Annotated in this window: 17 protein-coding genes; 5 read left to right on the forward strand and 12 right to left on the reverse strand. The window is 56.3% G+C overall.

Annotated features, from left to right (window positions below; all coding sequences use genetic code 11):
• Positions 1-88 precede the first annotated feature (88 nt).
• The 6 genes from pfkA to hprK all read right to left on the reverse strand — a co-directional run bounded on the left by pfkA (position 89) and on the right by hprK (position 8,444).
• A complete protein-coding gene (gene pfkA / locus GKG36_RS06840; RefSeq protein ID WP_005941980.1) occupies positions 89-1,063 on the reverse strand; it encodes a 6-phosphofructokinase in 975 nt (324 codons plus the stop codon).
• A gap of 170 nt (positions 1,064-1,233) precedes the next feature.
• Positions 1,234-4,743 carry a DNA polymerase III subunit alpha gene (locus GKG36_RS06845; RefSeq protein WP_154259876.1) on the reverse strand — a complete coding sequence of 1,170 codons (3,510 nt, stop codon included), beginning with the start codon at positions 4,741-4,743 and terminating at the stop codon, positions 1,234-1,236.
• On the reverse strand, positions 4,740-5,669 hold the full coding sequence (gene whiA / locus GKG36_RS06850; protein WP_005941975.1) for a DNA-binding protein WhiA: 930 nt from the start codon (positions 5,667-5,669) through the stop codon (positions 4,740-4,742). Before whiA ends, GKG36_RS06845 begins: the two co-directional genes overlap by 4 nt.
• A 16-nt stretch (positions 5,670-5,685) precedes the next feature.
• On the reverse strand, positions 5,686-6,549 hold the full coding sequence (gene rapZ, locus GKG36_RS06855; RefSeq protein WP_005941973.1) for an RNase adapter RapZ: 864 nt from the start codon (positions 6,547-6,549) through the stop codon (positions 5,686-5,688).
• Positions 6,550-6,583: 34 nt separating this feature from the next.
• Positions 6,584-7,480, reverse strand: coding sequence for a UDP-N-acetylmuramate dehydrogenase (gene murB, locus GKG36_RS06860; RefSeq protein WP_097782127.1), 897 nt, complete (start codon positions 7,478-7,480; stop codon positions 6,584-6,586).
• 28 nt (positions 7,481-7,508) lie between these two features.
• The gene (gene hprK, locus GKG36_RS06865) at positions 7,509-8,444 is read right to left on the reverse strand and encodes an HPr(Ser) kinase/phosphatase (RefSeq protein WP_005941969.1); all 936 of its coding nucleotides are present in this window, start codon (positions 8,442-8,444) and stop codon (positions 7,509-7,511) included.
• 297 nt (positions 8,445-8,741) lie between these two features.
• On the opposite strand from hprK, the gene GKG36_RS06870 reads away from it, so the two are divergent.
• From GKG36_RS06870 to GKG36_RS06880, 3 genes are read left to right on the forward strand one after another with little or no spacing between them, the layout of a single operon-like run.
• A complete protein-coding gene (locus GKG36_RS06870) occupies positions 8,742-10,529 on the forward strand; it encodes a Na/Pi cotransporter family protein (RefSeq protein ID WP_154259878.1) in 1,788 nt (595 codons plus the stop codon).
• Complete coding sequence (locus GKG36_RS06875) at positions 10,526-11,215, forward strand: response regulator transcription factor (RefSeq protein WP_097777752.1); 690 nt, start codon at positions 10,526-10,528, stop codon at positions 11,213-11,215. The genes GKG36_RS06870 and GKG36_RS06875 overlap by 4 nt, the downstream gene beginning before the upstream one ends.
• A complete protein-coding gene (locus GKG36_RS06880; protein ID WP_097775631.1) occupies positions 11,212-12,561 on the forward strand; it encodes an ATP-binding protein in 1,350 nt (449 codons plus the stop codon). The genes GKG36_RS06875 and GKG36_RS06880 overlap by 4 nt, the downstream gene beginning before the upstream one ends.
• A gap of 1 nt (position 12,562) precedes the next feature.
• Here GKG36_RS06880 and GKG36_RS06885 read toward each other — a convergent pair whose 3' ends face one another.
• From GKG36_RS06885 to GKG36_RS06895, 3 genes are read right to left on the reverse strand one after another with little or no spacing between them, the layout of a single operon-like run.
• On the reverse strand, positions 12,563-13,534 hold the full coding sequence (locus GKG36_RS06885; RefSeq protein WP_154259879.1) for a hypothetical protein: 972 nt from the start codon (positions 13,532-13,534) through the stop codon (positions 12,563-12,565).
• Positions 13,531-14,331 (reverse strand): hypothetical protein, encoded by an 801-nt coding sequence (locus GKG36_RS06890; RefSeq protein ID WP_154259881.1) that lies wholly within the window; start codon positions 14,329-14,331, stop codon positions 13,531-13,533. The genes GKG36_RS06885 and GKG36_RS06890 overlap by 4 nt, the downstream gene beginning before the upstream one ends.
• Positions 14,328-15,788: a spore germination protein gene (locus GKG36_RS06895; protein WP_243139006.1), complete on the reverse strand. Its 1,461-nt coding sequence runs from the start codon at positions 15,786-15,788 to the stop codon at positions 14,328-14,330. The genes GKG36_RS06890 and GKG36_RS06895 overlap by 4 nt, the downstream gene beginning before the upstream one ends.
• A 78-nt stretch (positions 15,789-15,866) precedes the next feature.
• Here GKG36_RS06895 and GKG36_RS06900 point away from each other — a divergent pair, with 78 nt between their 5' ends.
• Both GKG36_RS06900 and GKG36_RS06905 read left to right on the forward strand, forming a co-directional pair.
• Positions 15,867-16,559, forward strand: coding sequence for a DUF421 domain-containing protein (locus GKG36_RS06900; RefSeq protein WP_243139007.1), 693 nt, complete (start codon positions 15,867-15,869; stop codon positions 16,557-16,559).
• Positions 16,560-16,568: 9 nt separating this feature from the next.
• On the forward strand, positions 16,569-16,937 hold the full coding sequence (locus tag GKG36_RS06905) for a DUF4363 family protein (RefSeq protein WP_005941949.1): 369 nt from the start codon (positions 16,569-16,571) through the stop codon (positions 16,935-16,937).
• 52 nt (positions 16,938-16,989) lie between these two features.
• Here GKG36_RS06905 and nrdR read toward each other — a convergent pair whose 3' ends face one another.
• From nrdR to GKG36_RS06920, 3 genes are all read right to left on the reverse strand, one after another.
• On the reverse strand, positions 16,990-17,460 hold the full coding sequence (nrdR, locus tag GKG36_RS06910; protein WP_044953681.1) for a transcriptional regulator NrdR: 471 nt from the start codon (positions 17,458-17,460) through the stop codon (positions 16,990-16,992).
• 38 nt (positions 17,461-17,498) lie between these two features.
• On the reverse strand, positions 17,499-19,835 hold the full coding sequence (secF, locus tag GKG36_RS06915; protein ID WP_154259886.1) for a protein translocase subunit SecF: 2,337 nt from the start codon (positions 19,833-19,835) through the stop codon (positions 17,499-17,501).
• A gap of 180 nt (positions 19,836-20,015) precedes the next feature.
• Positions 20,016-21,299, reverse strand: coding sequence for an aminotransferase (locus GKG36_RS06920; protein ID WP_005941939.1), 1,284 nt, complete (start codon positions 21,297-21,299; stop codon positions 20,016-20,018).
• Positions 21,300-21,432: the final 133 nt, after the last annotated feature.

Genomic DNA, 21,432 nt, shown 5'->3' on the forward strand with positions numbered 1-21,432 from the left:
TCATATATTTTTTGCGTTAAAACGCAAAAAAAGAGCCATCCTCCCGATTCTTCGAGAGAACAGCTCCATAGTATTGGCTTTATAAATATCAGATAGAAATGGTGTTACACACGTCGATCAGCACCGGGTCAAGCGTCTTGGTCATTTCAAGAGCTTCATCCACAGGGTAATCCACCAGCTTTTCGCCCTTCATGCCGACGATGCGGTTATACTTGCCCTGCTCCAGCAGGCACACGGCATGGTAGCCCATTGCAGAAGCGTTCACACGGTCACGCAGAGTGGGAGAACCACCGCGCTGGACATGGCCCAGAATGGTGGCGCGGGAGTCGATGCCGGTGCGTGCCTGAATCTCGTTTGCGATCTCCTGTGCATGGCCGACACCCTCGGCAACGATAATAATGAAGTGACGCTTGCCGGTCTTCTGAGTCTCAGCGATCTTATCCAGAATATCACGCTGCATGTCAAATTCCTTCTCCGGCAGTAGAACAGCCATAGCGCCGGAAGCAATTGCAACATTCAGAGCAATATAACCGGCGTTGCGGCCCATGACCTCGACCACACTGCAGCGGTCGTGGCTCTGGGTGGTATCGCGCAGCTTGTCGATCATCTCCAGCGCGGTATTCATGGCGGTATCGTAGCCAATGGTGTAATCGGTGCAGGAAATATCGTTGTCAATAGTGCCAGGCAGACCGATCATCGGAATGCCGCGGTGGGCCAGCTCACGAGCGCCGCGGTAAGAACCGTCGCCGCCAATGACCACCAGCGCATCAATGCCCAGTTCGCGGCACTTCTCTGCACCCTTGTCCTGACCTTCCTTGGTCTTGAATTCCAGACAGCGGGCGGTATACAGAATGGTACCGCCTGCAGAGATGATGTTCGACACACTGCGCAGGTTCATTTCAAAGCATTCGCCGTTCAGCAGGCCATTGTAGCCACGCTGAATGCCGATCATGCGGTAACCCTTATGCAGGCCGGTACGGACTACGGCGCGCACGGCAGCGTTCATGCCAGGAGCATCACCACCGCTCGTCAATACGCCAATCGTTTTGATCTGCTTTTCCATACGAGAGTTTCCCTCCAATTTGTTTCTTCATTTACCCAATGGTATCACAGCGTTCTCCGTTTTAACGCTGTCCAAAGCACTTCATTTGCCTTGAATCATTATAACACAAACGCCTTATTTTGGAAACAGCCATCCCGCCGGATTTGCGTTAAGATTCGTGCACGGAAATGTCATTTTGTTGCAATGTTGTCCGTTCCGACCAGCCTTTCCAGCTCTTTGAACAGCAGCGGATGGCCGGATGCGTACAGATGGCGCGGCACACGCAGATACTGCTTGGTATCGGTCAGATACAGGAGCACCGGCATGTCCCCATCAAAAATGCCAAGCAGATTGACCACCTTTGCATATTCCCTGCTGCTGCGGGAAGGCACACGGATATACAGCTTCTTTGCTGCCGTTTTCATCGGGTCCGGCCTGCCGTTATCCAGTCGGGCCGGATCGTAATTTTCGACCGGGACGATGCTCTCTGCCAGCAGCTTGGAAGCTTCATCCTCCCGTACCGACAGTCTGCCATCGATCACGACGACTGCATTTTCGTGCAGTGAATCCCGGAAAGCATCCAGCACCTTTGGGAATACGATCACTTCCATGGTGCCGGTCAGGTCTTCTACGCTGGTAAAAGCCATCATGCTGTTGGACTTTGTGGTCATTATGCGGCTTTTTACCACCGCGCACACAATGCGCACTTTTTCTCCATCCTTCACATGGGCATCTTCCCCTGTAAGATCCTTGATGGTGTGGGATGCAATGCGTGCCGATTGTTCCCGGTAAGCATCCAGCGGATGACCGGACAGATACAGACCGCTGACTTCCTTTTCCTGCTGGAGCAGTTCCTTATGGCTGTACTCCGGCAGCTGCTTTATTTCATAGTTATCCTCGGAAGCACCGCTCTGTGCTTCCCCGCTCATCACCGAGAACAGATCCAGCTGTCCATCCAGATTGCGCCGAGAGTCGGTCTCAATGCTCTTCAGAATGCCCTCTACGGCCTCCACATGGCTGTGGCGGTTGTTGCCCAGATGATCGAATGCGCCGGCCTTGATGAGGCACTCCACTGCCCGGCGGTTCAGTTCATTGCCATGCATCCGCTTGCAGAAATCGTACAGGCTGGTGTAAGGCTTATTCTGCCGCCCCTTCACCACATTCTCGATCAGGTTGCGGCCCACATTTTTGACCGCATTCAGGCCAAAGCGGATCTGACCGCTTCCATCCGCCGTAAAGCCGCCGTTGGAAACATTCACATCCGGCGGCAGCACCTTGATGCCAAGGCGGGCACACTCGCCGGAATATTCAATGACCTTATCCGTGTTATCCAGCACACTGGTCAGCAAAGCCGCCATGAACTCACTGGGATAATGGCACTTGAGGTAGGCCGTCTGGAATGCCACATAGGCATAGCAGGCCGCATGGCTCTTATTGAACGCATATGAAGCGAAACTGGACATTTCATCGTAGATCTCATTGGCCACTTTCTCAGAGATGCCGTTTGCCACACAGCCGGGGCATTCGTTGCCGGGATCGGTGCAGCCGTACACAAAGTGCTCTCGCTCGGCCTCCATGACGGCATGTTTCTTTTTGCTCATGGCACGGCGGACATTGTCTGCCTGACCAAAAGAAAAACCTGCCAGCTCCCGGAAGATCTGCATGACCTGCTCCTGATAGACGATGCAGCCATTGGTCACATCCAGAATGTGGGCCAGCTGTGGGGTCTTATAGCTGATTTTGTCCGGCTCGTGGCGGTTGCGCAGGTAGGTGGGGATCGAATCCATGGGGCCGGGACGGTACAGGCTGATCAGAGCGATAATGTCTTCTAGGTTCTGCGGCTGCAGGCCCACAAGCACCTGCTTCATGCCGGAAGATTCCAGCTGGAACACACCCTCGGTGTCTCCCTGTCCCAGCATCCTGTAGGTGTCCGGGTCGTCGTAATCCAGCTTCTGGATGGAAAACTCCGGGTGGTGCTTCTGCACAGCAGTTTCCGCGTCATGAATGACGGTCAGCGTGCGCAGGCCCAGAAAGTCCATCTTCAAAAGGCCAAGTTCTTCGATCTCGGTCATGTTGAACTGGGTCACAGGCAGGCCGTCGTTGGTGGCCAGCGGCAGATAGTAGTCCGTAGGCTCCGGGGTAATGACGACACCCGCCGCATGGGTGGAAGCATGGCGGGGCATGCCCTCCACCTTCAAGGCCGTGTCGATCAGCTCTGTGACCTGCGGGTCGGTATCGTACATCCGCTTAAGTTCCGGCGATACCTCCAACGCACGCTTCAGCGTCATTTTCAGCTCCATGGGCACCTGCTTTGCCACAACATCTACCTGCTGATACGGAATGCCCATCACGCGGCCCACATCGCGGATGGCGTTGCGGGCGGCCATGGTGCCAAAGGTGACGATCTGAGCCACATGGTCGGCACCATATTTCCGGTTGACGTAATCGATCACTTCCTGACGGCGCTCGTAGCAGAAGTCCACATCAAAATCTGGCATACTGACGCGCTCTGGGTTCAGGAAGCGCTCAAAGATCAGGTTATAACGGATGGGGTCGATATCCGTGATGCCCACGCTGTAAGCCGCAATGCTGCCTGCGCCGGAGCCACGGCCCGGGCCTACCGGGATACCCTGACTCTTGGCGTAGTTCACGTAGTCCCACACGATAAGATAGTAGTTCGTGTAGCCCATCTTTTTGACCACGCCGATCTCGTATTCCAGACGGTCTTTGTTGGCCTGCGGAACATTGGGGCCGTAGCGGCGCTCCAGACCTTCCCAGCAGAGCTTTTCAAAAAACGCCTGATTATCCATACCGTTCGGCGCTTTGTAATATGGAATTTTAGTGTGTCCAAAATCAAAATCAAAGTTACACTGTTCGGCAATTTTGGCGGTATTCTCGCAGGCTTCCGGCACCATGGAGAACAGCTCGTACATTTCGTCTGTCGTTTTGACATAGAACTCGTCGGTCTGGAACTCCATTTTATCCGCATCCTGAATGGTCTTGCCGGTCTGGATGCAGAGCAGGATGCCCTGCATTTTGGCATCCTCCTTGCGCAGATAGTGGGAGTCGTTGGTGGCTGCCATGGGAATGCCGGTCTCCCGTGCAAGCTTGATGAGCTGCGGCAGCACAGTATTATCCTCTTCCAGACCATGGTCCTGAAGCTCGATATAATAGTTTCCCTCGCCGAAGAGGTCTCGATACCACAGCGCTGCTGCTTTGGCGCGCTCATAATCGCCCGCCAGAATAGCCTGTGGAACTTCGCCTGCCAAACAGGCCGACAGGCAGATCAGACCTTCGTGATATTTTTCCAGCAGTTCCTTATCAATGCGGGGCTTGGAATAAAAGCCCTCCACAAAGGCGGCCGACACCATTTTGATCAGGTTTTTGTAGCCGGTCTCATTTTTGCACAGCAGGATCAGGTGGTTGTTGCCGTCGATCTTATTTACCTTGTCAAAGCGGGTGCGGGTGGCCACATACACCTCACAGCCGATGATGGGCTTGATGCCAGCCTTTTTTGCAGCCTTATAAAACTGCACGCAGCCGTACATCACGCCGTGGTCGGTGCAGGCAATGGCGGTCTGTCCGCACTCTTTTACGCGATCCATCAGCTGGTCAATGCGGCAGGCACCATCCAGCAAGCTGTACTCTGTGTGGATGTGCAGATGGACAAAAGGCCGGGTATTGGCTAATGCTTCGCTCATGCTTTTGCCTCCTGTTCCAGATTCTGCCGCAGATTTTCGGCTAATGCCTCCAGCTTCTTCATCCGGTGCGACAGGCCGGATTTGCTCACGGGTGGCTCAAAGCAGCCGCACAGCGCTGTGAGCGAAAGATCCGGGTACTGCATCCGCTTGGCAGCGGCCTCCTGCAGTACCTCCGGCAGAGTGCTAAGGGCATCCTGCTCTTCCAGAAAGCGGATGGCCTTCAGCGTCTGCGCATTGGCGCGGGCCGTTTTGCCGAGGTTTGCGGTGTCGCAGTTGGTCTGTCGGTTGGTCTGGTTGCGCACCTGTTTGAAGGCTTTTTGTGCATGCATTTCCTCTGCAGCGTTTCCAGCGCCCATAAAGCTGAGCAGCCGTTCCACATTGGCCCCGGTCTTGACGTAGATCAGGTTCACGCCGTTGCGGCGGGTGCGGTGTGGTGCAAACTCATGCTCTGCCAGCAGCGCTTCAAAGTCCCGTGCCAGATTGGTGCGGGAGGTAAGAAATTCCAGATTATATTCTTTCTGCGGATCAATGACCGTTCCACTGCACAAAAAAGCTGCGCCAATGTACGCACTGACGCAGGTCTGACAGCGGATAAGGCGGGGATCGATCTGCAGGCTGGTCTCGCTGCCCGTGGTGCCGAACAGCTCATGCACCCGGGCCACCTGCTCCGGCGCGCGGATGTTGAACTCATACAGCACGCCGCTAGGTCGCTGCTTGTGCAGGATCTCGCCCTGCACGCCGCAGCGTGCGAACAGCTGCTGGGCAGCCTGCACCGTCTCCTGCTGCTCGGTCTGCACCACCAGACCCTTTGCATCAAAATATTTGGCAAAGCACGCAATGCCATAAGCTGCCGCACGCACACAGCAATCCTTCTGGATGCTGCGCTGCGCGATCTCCTCCCGCGCGCGGGATGCAAAACTACTCATACTTCCTCGAATTCTGTCAGCGCTTGGCATCGCGGTGCTGCACGCCCGGCTCGTAGCCGAGTTGCGTGCAATACTCCGCGATCTTACGCGCAAATGTAATGGAACGGTGCTTGCCGCCGGTACATCCCACCGCAATGGTCAGCTGGCTTTTGCCCTCCTTGACGTACAGCGGCAGTGCATACTGCAAAAAGTTCTCATACCGCTTGAGCAGTTCCTGCGCTTCCGGGTGGCTCATGACAAAATCCACCACATCCTGATCAAGGCCGGTCTTATGCTTGAGTTCCGGCACGTAGAAGGGGTTGGGCAGGCAGCGCACATCCAGCACAAGGTCTGCCTCCGGCGGGATGCCGAATTTGAATCCAAAGGACATCACGGTCAGGCGCATGGCACCCTTGGCTCCACCATTTTTTGCAAAAAGATCGCAGATGCGTTCTTTGTTTTGTGCTGTAGAAAGCAGAGCAGTATTGATGACGTAATCTGCACGCTCCTGCAAAGGCTTCAATATTTTGCGTTCCTTTGCAAAGGCCTCCCGGGTGGAAATGCCCTCGGCAATGCTGATGGGGTGGCGGCGGCGGGTCTCGCTGTAGCGGCGCATGAGTACATCGTCCGGGGCATCCAGAAATAGAATTTTATAATCCACACCCTGCTCATCCAGCTTGTCGAGCGCACGCTCGATCTCTTCGCTGGTGCGGCAGCCGCGCACATCCATGGAAAGAGCCACCCGCTCCAGCTGGCTGTCGCCCGCTTCCGAGAATGCAGTGATGCTGGGCAGCAGTCCGGCCGGAACATTATCTATACAGAAAAAACCGATATCTTCCAGCGCATTCATAGCCACCGACTTGCCTGCACCGGAAAGTCCGCTGACGATCAACAGCTCCATAATCTGATCTACCGCTCCTTTTTTGCTTTTTCCGTTATCGGACGACCCGGATCTCTTTTTCAAGGTCGTAGCCCGTCTTTTCCTTTACGATGGCGCGCACCTCGTCACAGAGTGCCAGCACATCAGCACAGGTAGCGCCGCCAAGGTTTACCACAAAGCCGCAGTGCTTATCGCTGACGGCTGCGCCGCCGTGGCGATAGCCGCGCAGGCCGCACTGGTCGATCAGCGCAGCCGCAAAAGCACCCGCCGGGCGCTTGAAGGTGCTGCCGGCGCTGGGCTTATCCAGCGGCTGCTTTTCCACACGCTTGGCCATCAATTCATCCATTTTTGCACGGATGTCCGCTGCGTTTCCGGGCTGCAGATGGAACTGTGCCGAGAGGATGCAGCCGCTGTTCTCTTCAAAAATGCTGTGGCGATAGCGGAGATCCAGCTCTGCGGCAGGCACTTCTCTGACCTCGCCTTCTGCCGCCAGATACCGCACTGTGGTGAGCACGTCCTTCATCTCGCCGCCGTAGGCACCCGCATTCATATACACTGCGCCGCCCACCGTGCCGGGGATGCCGTAGGCAAATTCCAGCCCGGACAGACCATGCTTCAGTGCCGCCTTACACAGTGCCGCAAGGCGGACACCTGCGCCTGCGGTCAGGACTGTATCTTCCACCGCGATCTCTGCGTCCAGTGCCGAAACATCGATCACCACGCCGGAAAAGCCTTCGTCCGCAAACAGGATGTTGCTGCCGTTGCCCAGCAGGTAATAGCGGACAGCCTGCTCTTTGCAAAGAGCAACTGCACTGCAGAGCTGCTGCTCGTTTTCCGGCATGACAAACAGCTGTGCCGGGCCTCCGATTTTAAAGGTACAGTGCGCCGCAAGCGGTTCATTCTCCCTGAACGGGATCGCTTCTGCCTGCAGTTTCTGCTTGAATCGTTCCATGATAACTTGCTCCTTTTGCGGTGTGGGATCAATCCATTTTATCGTCCAGACCCAGACGGATCAGCAGTTCACGCGCTGCGTTGTAACCCATCTTCTTCTGGCGGTTGTTGATGGCTGCAGTTTCCAGCACGACAGCCAGATTGCGGCCCGGTGAGACCGGAATGCTGGTGCTGGGAATGCTGACGCCCAGAATGTCGTAGTATTCGTTTTCCAGACCGGTGCGCTGGTAGTTCTTAGTGGGGTCCCATGCTTCCAGCTGAACCACAAGGTCAAGGCTTTCGCTCAGCTTGACCGCGCCCACGCCGTACACACGGGCCACATTGACGATGCCAATGCCGCGCAGCTCAATGAAGTGGCGGATATTCTCCGGGGCAGTACCCATGATCTGGCGGTTGGACACCTTGCGCAGCTCCACCGCATCATCTGCCACAAGGCGATGGCCGCGCTTGACCAGCTCGATGGCAAGCTCGCTTTTGCCAATGCCGCTGTCGCCCAGGATCAGGATGCCTTCGCCGTACACTTCCACCAGCACACCATGGCGGGTGATACGCGGTGCCAGTTCCAGATTCAGCACACTGATCAGGCTGCCCATCAGAGTGCAGGTGGTCTCATTGGAACGCAGCAGTGCAACACCATGCTTCTGGGCCAGCTCCTGCATCTCCGGGAAGGGAGTCAATTCCTCGCTGCGGCAGACGATAACAGCCGGCGGCTGCTGACGGAACAGCTGATCCAGCGCTTCGTAGCGTTTTTCCGGTGAAAGGCCGGACAGAAAGTTCATCTCGGCCAGACCCATGATCTGCAGACGCAGCTTATCAAAATAATCGTAATAGCCCGCCAGAAACAGACCCGGGCGGTTCACTTCGGCGATCTCCACACAGATCTGATCCAGTTCCTTCGGCGTATAGACAACTTCCATGCTGACACGGTCGGTCAGCGTTTTGAGCGAGACATTGAATGTGCCCATTCTTGTTCCTCCTGTGCTCCCTTTTGCTGCACAGCCCTGCCTGCTGTCAGGTACCGTGCAGGATTCCTTCTTATTATTATAATAGAACGATCGGTAAAAAACAATATTGTGCGGGCGGCTTTTTCGCAGCCCGGCAAGAATGCACGCAGCAGCGCAGCCATGTACTGATTTTTTACATTTTTCTTACCTTTACACGGATTTTACATTCCCTCGATTTTGGATTTTACATTGCATCTGTATACTCAAAATCAGGAGAAACACATCAAAAACACGTCAAACCAAAGTGAGGAAATCTTTATGACCATCTTCAATGTCTTTTCCCTGCTTGGAGGTCTTGCCCTGTTCCTGTTCGGCATGGACATCATGGGCAAAGCACTGGAAAAGCAGGCCGGCGGCCAGCTGCAGAAGATCCTGAGCAAGCTGACTGACAACCCCCTTAAAGGCTTTTTCCTTGGCCTGTGCGTCACCGCTGTGATCCAGAGTTCCAGCGCTACCACGGTCATGGTGGTCGGCTTTGTCAACAGCGGCATCATGGAGCTGCATCAGGCCATCGGCGTGATCATGGGCAGCAATGTGGGCACCACTGTCACCAGCTGGATCCTGAGCCTTTCCGGCCTGCAGGGCGACAGCCTCCTCATCAATCTGCTCAAACCCACTTCTTTCAGTCCTTTGCTTGCATTTATCGGCATTTTGCTGTATATGTGTAAGAGTGAGAAGAAAAAAGGCGTGGGCACCATCCTCATCGGCTTTGCCGTGCTGATGACTGGCATGACCACCATGTCTAACGCCGTCCTGCCCCTGCAGAACGAGGCATGGTTCACCAGCCTGTTCACCCGCTTTTCCAACCCTCTTCTGGGCGTTCTGGTGGGTGCCCTTGTTACCGGCATCATCCAGAGCTCCAGCGCCAGCGTGGGTATTCTGCAGGCATTGAGCGCCACCGGCGTGATCACCTACGGCAGTGCCATTCCCATTATCATGGGTCAGAACATCGGCACCTGCGTTACCGCGTTGATCTCCTCTGTGGGTGCCAACAAGAATGCACGCCGTGCTGCCATGGTCCATCTGTACTTCAACATCATCGGTGTGACCATCTTCCTTGTCGGCTTTTACGGCCTGAATACGGTCTGCCACTTTGCTTTTGTGAACACCACCATCGAGGCATGGGGCATCGCTGTGGTGCACTCGGTGTTCAATATCGTGGCAACGCTGGTGCTGCTGCCCTTTGCAAACCTGCTGGAAAAGCTGGCCATCCTTACCATTCCGGATTCGCCGGAAAAGGAAAGCTTTGCGCTGCTGGATAACCGCCTGCTGAACACCCCTGCCGTGGCCGTGGAGCGTGCACGCTCTGCAACTGCTGAAATGGCAGAGCTTGCCCGTGTGGGCGTGATGCAGGCCATGAGCCTGACTCATGATTGGAACGACACCCTTGCGCAGAAAATCCGCGAGGAAGAGACGCAGGTAGACCGTTACGAGGACGCTCTCGGCACCTATCTCGTCAAGCTTTCCAGCCGTGAGCTGAACCATGCCGACAGCCAGAGCGTAAATACCCTGCTGCACACCATCAGCGATTTTGAGCGTATCAGCGACCATTCCGTAAACCTGATGGAATCTGCCGAAGAGATGCACACCAAAGAAATCCAGTTCTCGCAGGATGCCCGCGACGAGCTGCAGGTGCTGGAGGATGCGGTGCAGGATATTCTGAACCGCACCACTGATGCTTTCCGCAAGGGTGATCTGCATCTTGCCAGCAAGGTGGAACCGCTGGAAGCCGTGGTCAACGAGCTGGTACGTGCCATCAAGGCCCATCACATTGCCCGCCTGCAGGCCGGCAGCTGCTCCATTGAATATGGCTTTGTGCTGGACGACCTGCTGACCAACTATGAGCGTGTGTGCGACCACTGCAGCAACGTAGCCGTTGCACAGATCGAGGTTGCACAGGACAGCTTTGATACCCACGCATACCTCAACGAGCTGCGTCACGGCAATGACACCAAGGAAAGTGAGGAATTCCATCGCCGTCTTGACCGTTACCGTGAACGCTATCTCTTCCCTGAAAATCAATCTGCGGAGGATTTTGACAAATGATCTATATTGTTGAAGACGATGCCGCCATCCGGGAGCTGGAACAGTATGCCCTGCAGTCCAGCGGATACGAAGTGACCAGCTTTGAAAGCTCTGAGCCGTTCTGGCAGGCCATGCACGCTGCAGAGCCGGAACTGGTGATCTTAGACGTGATGCTGCCCGGTGAGGACGGTTTTTCCATCCTGAAAAAGCTGCGCAACACCCCTTCCCTGCGCAGGCTGCCCGTCATCATGGTGACTGCAAAATCCAGTGAGCTGGACACCGTGCGCGGGCTGGACTGCGGTGCCGATGATTACATCTCAAAGCCTTTTGGCATCATGGAATTTTTGAGCCGGGTGCGCGCCGCCTTGCGCCGCTCGGCTCCGGAAGCACGTCCCAACGTACTCAGCTTTCACGAGATCCTGCTGGACAATGCCCGTCACAACGTGACTGTGAGCGGAACGCCGGTGGAGCTGACCTACAAGGAGTACAGCCTGCTGCGTTTGCTGCTGGAGAACACCAATCTGGTGGTGACACGCGAGACCATTCTGCAGGTGGTGTGGGGCACCGACATTTCGGTGGAGAGCCGCACTGTGGATATGCATATCCGCACCCTGCGCAAAAAGCTGGGGGATGCCGGCAAATACATCTGCACTGTGCGCAAGGTGGGTTACAAGCTGACCGATGAAGAGGAGGCCGGTGAAGAATGAAGCTGCGCAGCATGGAAGAAAAGATCAGCTACCGCCTGTTCCTGATGGGCTTCCTTGGTCTGCTGTTCACGGCGGCGCTTTGCATCTTTGTTTTTCACAAGGCATTCACGGCTCAGGCATGGACCAGCCTTGAGCGGGAAGCCGATCTGGTAAGCGCCGGTTATGATCTGGTGCAGGACCCGCAGCAGCTTTCGTCCTTTGTTACCAATGATCTGCGCATCACCCTGATCTCGCAGGACGGCAGCGTGCTGTTTGAATCTGCTACCGATCAGCCCATGGAGAACCATCTCTCCCGCCCGGAGATCCGTCAGGCCATGACCGAAGGTGTGGGCCGGGACATCCGCGACTCCCAGACCATGGGCTACGAGACCTATTACTATGCCGTACTGTTGCCCAACGGTGAGATTTTGCGCATGGCACAGGATGCAGAAACGGTCTGGTCTATTTATGATTCGACCCTGCCTGCCATCGTGCTGAGCTGCGTTGCACTCATGCTGGCCGCCGCTGTGCTGGCAGCTCTGCTCACCCGTGCATTGGTCTCCCCTGTGCTGAGCATGACCGAAGATCTGGATCATATTCAGGACAATGTTCCCTATAAGGAGCTTGTCCCCTTTGCCGAAAGCATCCACTCTGACCGCATCCTCCGTGAGAACAACGAAAAGATGCGGCAGGAGTTTACTGCCAATGTCAGCCATGAGCTGAAGACCCCGCTGACCAGTATTTCCGGCTATGCGGAGCTGATCGAGACCGGCATTGCAAAGCCTGAGGATGTGCCGGGCTTTGCCCAGAAGATCCATGTGGAGGCCAGCCGTATGATCCAGCTGGTGAACGATATCCTGCAGCTTTCCAGTCTGGACAACGCCAGCGAAGCCGGTTCTGAGCCGGAGATGGAAACAGTGGATCTGCTTACCGTTGCCAAGGACTGCGTAGAGCGCCAGAAGCTGAATGCCCGCCGGGCTTACATCTCGCTGAACTGTCTGGGCGAAAGTGCTCTTGTGCACGGCAACCGTGCCCTGCTGGACGAGCTATGCCAGAACCTGTGCGATAATGCGATCCGTTATAATCGTCCCGGCGGTAAGGTACAGATCACCACAGCCTGCAGCCGCGACGGACACTGCACCCTGACTGTGGCCGATAACGGCATCGGCATCCCGAAAGAAGCACAGTCCAGCGTGTTTGAGCGCTTCTATCGTGTGGATAAGAGCCGCAGCAAGGCTACCGGCGGTACCGGTCTGGGCCTTGCCATCGTCAAGCATATCGCACGCATCCACAACGCACGTATCAAGCTGGAAAGTCAGGTGGATGTGGGCACTACCATTACTGTCACCTTCCCCACTGCCAACTGAATCACATCGGTAAAAATCTCACGTCTGCCTTCAATTGCGGGCAGGCGTTTTTTATTGTGATCTTTTCTCTGCCCACACCGTTCTGCAATGCACTGCGCTGCTGCAGATGCACAAGGTCGATGCCCTGCTGCCAGAAAGACTGCACCGTCTGCGTGCACAGTTCTGCCAGCTGTTTGCACTGTGCGGCGCTGGGCTGCGGCGTATCATAGCTGCGCTGACAGTCCAGCCGCAGACTGGCAGTTTCTTCCCGCAGGGTGACAGACACGCTGCATCGGCGGACCGTTACCGGCTCACCTTCCAGCCAGAAAGTATGCACGCCTCCCATTTCCAGCAAAAGCCGCGCTGTTTCCGCCTGCCGGGCCTCCAGCTCAATGCTGTTTTCCACTCGCCAGAGGATGCTTGTATCTGCAAGTGCCACTTCCTGTTTCTCTGCCCGCAGCTGCGGCAGAAGCATTCCGTCCTGATACTGGTAAAGCCTCGGCATCTGGTCTGTGCACTGCTTGAGCAACTCAAGCAGTTTGTTCGGAAATTCCTGCTTTTCCGCTGGAAGTTCCTCCAAAAATCCATCGTCCATTTCCAGCACAGAAACTTTTGCCGATACCCTGCCCTGCCTGTTTTCCAGCACCGTACGCTCATACGCTGCAAGCAGCTCTGCCGATGCATCTTGATCGATCAGCAGATAATCGCACAGGCGGTAATCCGCCTTTTGCGGCAGTTGCTTTTGAGCCGCCGCAAGCGCTTTTGCCAGCGTGTCCGCCTGCGCCAACTGCAGCTGCACAGCCCCAGAAGCCTCGGATGCATCGGCGGCGGCTTCCGGAGCCTGATACAGCAGCCCTACGGTGATGGACTGTTCCTTCTGAGCAAGATACAGCGCACGAACCATGCTTTTTTCGGTGGTCTCGCAGCGCAGAAAAATCAGGCACCACCCGATCAAAAGCACCGCACTGAGAGAGCGCAGTTTCTTCTGCTTCATTTTACCGCTCCTTTCCCGCACTGCACCGCGCGCTGCCACACGGTACGCACTGCCGCACAGAGAAAGCCGGTGCGGAAGATCGCGCAGGTGAGCCAGATGAGCAAAAGCAGTGCATCCATGCGGGAGAAAACATCTGCACTCCATGCCCGCAGCAGTTCCTGTTCCGGGTAATCCGCTGCGCCAAATACGAGGCACATCCCGGCAGTAAGACCCGCCTGTGCCAGAAAGGTGAGCCATGGCAGCCAGGACATGCTGCGCGGCTCTTCATAACCTGCAAGAAGCGGCCAGAACAAATACTCCGCATACAGCGGAACACGCGGCCAGCGGGCCAGTTGCACAGCATCTGCCGTCAGCAGGTGCGCCCAGTCCATCTGCCCGGCAAGCCCTGTCAGACAGACCAGCCCACCCAGCAGCACGAACCACCACAGCACCCGTGCCGGAGCATCCCAGCCGGAAGGCGGAATACACCACCCTGCCCAGAGCAAAAGCGGCAGCAGGCCGATCAGCGCCATGGAGCGGAACTCCTGCTGGCAGATGTTCTGGGCCTGCATTACGGTTCCAAACAACTCTGCCAGAAACCATGCTCCTGCGGAAAACAGCCAGACCCACTGCATGGCTGCCCGCTGCCAGCAGGCAGAGAACACCCCACTGATGCATGTGAGCAAAAGAGCCTGAACCGCTCCATGAATGATCATCCCACGCGGAGAGATACCGGTCTGCATTTCTTCTGCCAGCGCAGCTGTCCACACGCTCAGTGCCAGCACGGGAGCAGAAAAGCCTTTCTGTTTTTGTATCATTTTCCCTCCCGTTTCTGCCAGATATTAAAGTCGTGCGCTGAAAGACGGCGGTAGTTGCGGCGGATGATGCCATCCTCTTCCATGGGCCGCTGCGGGAACGGATGCGCCGCCAGATATGGCACCTGCAGGCAGGCTGTGCCGGAAAGACTGAGCAGAACTGCAAAAAAAGCCCCCGCAAGGCCCACCGGCCCGGCAAGACCTGCAGCCAGCACCACACCCAGACGCAGCAGCGTAGCAGGCTCGTACAAAGAGGGCGTGACGAACACCGCGATGGCCGTGATGCTTGCCACAAAGATCACCGGCGTGCTCATAAGCCCGGTGGCAATGGCAGCATCGCCGATGATCAACGCGGACACCAGACTGACCGAATGCCCCAGCGACTGCGGCATCCGCAGACCTGCTTCCCGGATGACCTCCAAAATGAGTATGACCAGCAGCATTTCCGCAAACAGCGGCAGCGGTGTGGCCTTCTCCGCCGCTTCGATCTTGTACAGAAGCTGCGGTGGGATCAGCTCCGGCAGGTAGACCGCCAGACAGACGAATACACCCGGCAGAAATACTGTGAGGTAGAACGAAACATATTTGAGGATGCGCAGAAAAGAGGAAAACACGGCGGTGGATGCATAATCGTCCAAGCACTCAAAATTTTCGCAGAAAAGAGCCGGAAGCACCATGGCAGAGGGACTTCCGTTGACCAGCACCACGATCTTGCCCTCACAGATCTTTGCCGCCGCCACGGCAGGCCGCTCGGTGTAGCTTACCGGCGTGAACAGCCGCGCCTTGCCCGGCAGCAGCCACGGCACAAAGTAACTGGAATCCAGCAAAAGCTCCGGCTTTGCAGCGGCAAGCGCTTTGCGCACACGGATCACCATGGCGGAGTCTGCCCTGTTTTTGCAGTAGCAGATGGCGTATTCCGTTTGCATTTCGGTATCGGCCTGCGCCACCTCCTGCACCAGATGTTCGGTACGGATGAGCCGCCGCAGCAGGCTCAGATTGACCCGCAGCAGGTCGGCAAAGCCTTCGCGGGAGCCGCGCAGATTGCCCTCCCCGGAAGGCTCGTCTACCGAGCGGAACTTCAGTCCCTGCACCGAGAAGGCAATGCCCTTTGCGCAGCCGTCCAGCAGTAAGACCGCCATGCCTGCCGTCATTCGTTTGATCAGATCAGCCAGATCTGTTACCGGCTCACTTTCTGCCGGAAATGCTGAGCCGTGCAGGATCAGCTCAAAGACCTGCGGCCCGGTGCAACGCTGGCCTGCCTGCTGCGGCGGTGCCTGACGGCTGGCCGCATCCAGTAAAAGCTCCCACAAAGAATTCAGGCTTGCCATGCCGTCAAACAGCAGGATGCTTCCCCTGCAATGATAAATCGTGATCTCCTTGGCATAATAATCCGCAGAGGTGCCAAACATTTTGTCCAGCACCGCAAGATTTGCCGCAAGGCTCTGTGATAACTGCCGCATCCAACCACTCCTTTGCACAGCAGTATGCCCGGCTGCAGCGGCATCCATTCCGCCAGAAACGACAGGAGGTCTTGTTACTTGAAGCTTCTGATCTGCCGCACTATCATCATTTATCTGTGCGTTCTGTTTGCCATGCGGCTGATGGGCAAGCGCCAGCTGGGCGAACTGCAACCCGAAGAACTGGTGTCCACCATTCTCATTTCCAATCTGGCATCCATCTCCATTGAATCGGAAGAGGTGCCCATCACATCCAGCCTGATCCCACTGTTTCTCATTGCAGCGCTGGAACTGCTGGGCTCCGTGCTGAGCTTCCGCAGCCAGAAATTCTTCAACTTTCTTTCCGGCAGACCAAAGACGGTGATCTTGGACGGGCAGATCGATCAGAAAGCCTTGCGGATGCTGCGGCTGACCACAGCTGACCTGATGGAAGCGCTGCGCGGTAAAAATATTTTTGACCCACGGGAGGTCTCCTACGCAGTGATCGAGACGAACGGCACCCTTTCGGCAGCACTGCGGCCAGAAAAAGAGCCAACCCGTCTTGCTGACCTGCAGCTGAAGGTGACCCATACCAACGCCACCATTCCCTTTGTGCTGGACGGACAGGTGCTGGAAGACAACCTGCGCTGGTGCGGCAAGGACCGCACGTGGCTGGAACGCACGGCGCAGGCCAACACCCTGCTGCCGGAAGAAATTTTGCTGCTGATCGGCAACGAGACCGAGGATTATTTTTTGCTAAAAAAAGAGAACCGCCGTGCCGGCGGCTCCCATTGAGGTGAGCGGATGAAGCGGATCTATGCATGTATCGCCATTGTGGCCGTACTGTTGAGCGTGGCCTTTTACAGCAGCTGGAAGGTGCAGAGCTTTGCGGATGTGATCTCGGCAGACCTTGACACCGCCGCCGAAGCCATCCGCAATGCCGACTACCCTGCCGCCCGGCAGGCGCTTGCTGATGGTGCCGACCGGTGCGACCAAATGCGCACCAAAATGAACCACCTGCTGCGCACAGCAGATTTTACCGAGCTGGAAGCTGCGCTGCGGGCGGCGGACGGACACCTGGAAATGGGTGCCCCAGAGGAAGCCTTTGGTGAGCTGCGCCGCGCACAGGTACAGGTGGAAACACTGGAATGGCTCTCGCACCGGCTGGTATAAACAAAAACACCGGCCCTGCCCCATTGGGCGAAAGCCGGTGTTCTGATGCGAATTATTTCTGTGGTTCCTTGCGGTCGCCCATCAGCTTTTTCAGCTCATTGAAAAAACTTTCCACGTCTGCAAACTGACGGTAGACCGATGCAAAGCGAACATATGCCACTTCGTCGATCTTTTTCAGTTCCTGCATGGTCAGCTCACCGATGCGCACGCTGGGGATCTCACGGTCGTAGGAGCTGAGCAGCGTCTGCTCAATGCTGCTTACCGCACGCTCCAGCGATTCGTAGCTGACCGGCCGCTTGGCGCAGGCACGCACCATGGCGTTGAGCAGCTTCTGCCGGTCGAACGGCTCACGGGAGCTGTCCTTTTTGATGACCACAAGCGGAACAGTCTCCACGACCTCATAGGTCGTAAAGCGCATATGGCAGCTCAGGCATTCGCGGCGGCGGCGGATGCGCTCACTGTCTTCGGTGGGGCGGGAATCGATCACTTTGGATTCCTCGGCTCCGCAATAGGGACACTTCATGTTCTGTTCCTCCTGTCCGGTCTGACCGGGCTGTGTTTTTAGGCTTTGGTCTTGGGCTTGCGCTCACTCCACAGCACCCACGCAGAGGTGGAAACGCACAGCGAAGTGTACACGCCGCTGATCATGCCCATCATCAGTGGGAACGCAAAGGTAAAGATGCTGTCCAGACCATACAGCTTTGCCACGATGCACATAACGCCCAGCGCCATCACCGTGGTAATGGTGGTGATCAGGGTGCGGCGGGCGGACTGGTTCACCGAGTGGTTCACCAGCTCTTCAAAGGATGCCTTTTTGCCCATCAGGGTGCGGTTCTCGCGGATACGGTCGTAGACCACAACGGTATCGTTGATGGAGTAGCCAAGAATGGTAAGCATGGCGGCAATGAAATTGCCGTCCAGCGCGGTGCGCAGCAGCACGAAGGTGCCAAACACCACCATCAGGTCGTTCACAAGCGCCAGCACTGCCATCATGCCGCCGGTCAGGCCGCCGATGTTCTTGAAGCGCAGGGCGATGTACAGCAGGATCAGCACCAGTGCAAACACCACGGCAACCAGACTCTTCTGCAGGAACTTGGTGCCCATGGCAGCGCTGACGTTGCTCAGCGACAGTTGTTCAAAATTGTTGTTCGGGCAGCTTTCGTTCAGGCTGTCCAGCAGCTTGGCCACCTGCTCGGTAGTCACTGTTTCGGTACCGGGCATCGAGATTTTCAGGGTCTGGCCACCGGTAGCAACATTCTCGCCGGTCTGCAGGGTCAGGCCGTTATTCTCCAATGCAGTGGATGCAACCTTCTGCACATCCGACATGGTAAAGCTGCCCTCGTAGCTCAGGGTGATCATGGCACCGCCGGTGAACTCGGTATCCAGATGGACACCCAAAACCACAGCGCACAGCACGATGGCTGCCATCAGGCAGGAGGAGATCGTCAGGAAGCGCTTGCGCAGGCCCACAAAGTCGATGGGCTTCTTCTCGGCTTTTTCCTTGCCGGGCTTTTCCGCACCGTAGAGCCAAGGGTTGCGCAGTGCCTTGATGGATGCCGCACCGCGGATCATCACACGGGTAGCAAACACGCCAAACACAAAGTTCAGCAGCACGCCGGTGAGCAGCGTGTAACCGAAGGCATAAATAGTGCCTGCGGTGGAGGGGCCAAAGGCAAAGAACACAAAGTGGAGTGCCTTTGCAAACATGCCGTCCGAGGGGCCAAAGGCACCCATCAGCACGATGGCCACGATGACGATGGTCACGTTGCCGTCAACGATGGGGGTCAGGCCGCGGGCAAAACCGCTCTTGAGCGCGCCATCCAGAGACTTGCCGTTTTTCAGCTCTTCCTTGATGCGTTCTGCCGTGATAACATTGGCATCCACGCCCATGCCGATGGCAAGGATGATGCCTGCGATGCCGGGCAGGGTCATGGTAAAGCTTTCAAACACCGGGAAGTAACCGGAAACGAACGCCAGTGTTGCTGCCACCTGACCAGCCAGTGCAATACATGCAAGGAAGCCCGGCAGACGGTACAGCATCGTCATGAACACCACGATCAGTGCAAAGGCGATCAGGCCGGCCAGAACCATGGCGCTCAGGCTGTTCTCTCCCAGACTGGGGCTGACGGTGGAATAGCTGTCCACCGTCAGTGCAAAGGGCAGTGCGCCGGAGTTGATCTGGCGAGCCATCTTGACGACCTGCTCCTGCGTGAAAGGATTGGAAGCCGAGCTTGTAATGATGGCAGAGCCATCGGTAATAGCAGTATTGACCGTAGCCGTGCTCACGTTTTCATCGTCCAGCCAGATGCTGATGGTGCCGCCCGATGCAGCCAGTTTTGTGGTAGCATCGCCAAATGCCTTGGCACCGTCATCGGTGAACTTCAAGGAGACGAAATATTCCGAAGCACCGCCATTGCTGACGGGGCCATACTGAGCTGCGGCGCTCTCAATCATGGAGCCGTCCAGGATCAGCTCACCGTCCGCACTGCTTCCCCCGCGGAAGGTCAGATAGGCGGTGGTACCGATCTCATCGATCGCAGCTTCCGGGTCAAAATCTGTCTCACCGGACTGCCACGGGAATTCCAGGATCAGGCTGTCGGAATTGTTGTCCACATACAGCTCATAGTCGGTCACGTTCAGCGCTACGAGACGGTTCTCAATGACGAGCTGGGCTGCTTCCAGCTGTTCTTCGGTAGCATCGTAGCCATCCGACGGCACAAAGGTGACGTTGACACCGCCCTTGATATCCACACCGAAGCGGATATCCTTTGCACCTTTGATGTAGGTCGTGGTCGTATCGCCGTACTTGGCATACACACCGAAGAACGCAGTATACACAAATACCACGATCAACAGCACTGTGGCGATCAGATGCCATGCTTTTCCTTTTGTTTTCATAAAATTCAGGGAACCTCCAAAAGCAGCAGTTCTTGCAGCTGCCGCCCGTATTCTAGTGCGGACCGCCTGCTCCGGCGGGCCTTATCATTTCCGCAAGGGGGCCGTCGTGCCGGCTTTCTTGCGACAAAACTCCCCTGACGGCCCAAACGGGCCGCACAGAGGAGATAAAATCAAAAAATGTTAGTCTGCCTTGTCAGCCAGCAGTTTTTCTGCCACAGCCAGACGCACACAGATGCACAGCAGTTCGGAAGCGGTTTCCACCTCGTCCAGACTGGGATAGGTGGGCGCAATGCGCAGGTGAGAATCCTCGGGGTCCTTGTGATAGGGATATGCAGAACCGGCACCGGTCAGGGTCAGGCCCGCATCCTTGCACAGACCCGCCACGCGCTTTGCACAGCCGGGCATCACATACAGGCTGATGAAGTAGCCGCCCTTGGGGTCCGTCCAGTGGGCAATATCCCCGCAGGGGATGAGGTTGTTCTTGAACGCGGTCTTGACGGCATCAAAGCAGGGCACCAGACGACGACGGTGCTTTGCCATGTGGGCCAGCACACCTTCCTTGTTCTTCAGGAAGCGGACGTGGCGCAGCTGGTTCATCTTGTCGTAGCTGATGATCATGACCGAGAAGCGCTTGCAGATATACTTCATGCTGCTCTCGCTGCAGGCAATGGCAGAGACACCTGCGCCCGGGAAGGTGATCTTGCTGGTGGAAGTGAACATGAACACACGGTTTTCGTTGCCGTACTTCTTGCTCTCGTTCAGCAGCACCGGAGTCTCGATGATCTCATCGGTCAGGTGATGGACGATATAGGCTTCATCCCAGAAGATCTTGAAATCAGGCGCAGCGGTCTTCATCTTGGCAAAACGCTCGATGGTCTCATCGCTGTAGGTGTAGCCATCGGGGTTGGAATACTGCGGCACACACCAGATGCCCTTGATGTCAGGATCCTCGGCCACCAGCTTTTCCACAATGTCCATATCCGGGCCATTGGGGGTCATAGGCACGCTGATCAGCTCAAAGCCAAACTCCTCGGTAATAGCAAAGTGACGGTCATAGCCGGGCACCGGGCAGAGGAACTTGCGCTTCTCCACCTGAGACCAGGGGCACGGAGACTCCGGGAAACCGAACACATAGCCGATATTGACGAGGTTATACATCAGCTGCAGGCTGGAGTTGCCGCCCACGAACACTTCCTCCGGCTTTACGCCAAAGACATCCGCAAACAGCACGCGGGCCTCCTGCAGGCCTTCCAGCTCGCCATAGTTGCGGGCATCCGTGCCAGCATCGGTGGTGTAATCGTTCATCTTCAGCAGGTCCATGGCCAGATCCATCTGGTGAGGGCCGGGCTTGCCGCGGGCCATATTCAGCTTGAGGCCCTTGGCCTGAAATTCCTTGTACTTTGCTTCAAGCGCTGCCTTTTCGGCAGTGAGTTCATCACGATTCATTGCAAGATAATTTGCCATTGAAAACACACTCCTTTATCGTACTTCCTGTTACCCATAGCGCCAGAGCGGCATTTTGCGGAGCATTCCTGCCAGGGAGCGTTCCCCATGCCATTCCAGACCTTAATATTATAGTACATTTTGCCCTCGGAAA

The organism is Faecalibacterium sp. BIOML-A1 (genome assembly GCF_009679715.1).
Taxonomy (GTDB): Bacteria; Bacillota; Clostridia; order Oscillospirales; family Ruminococcaceae; genus Faecalibacterium; species Faecalibacterium taiwanense.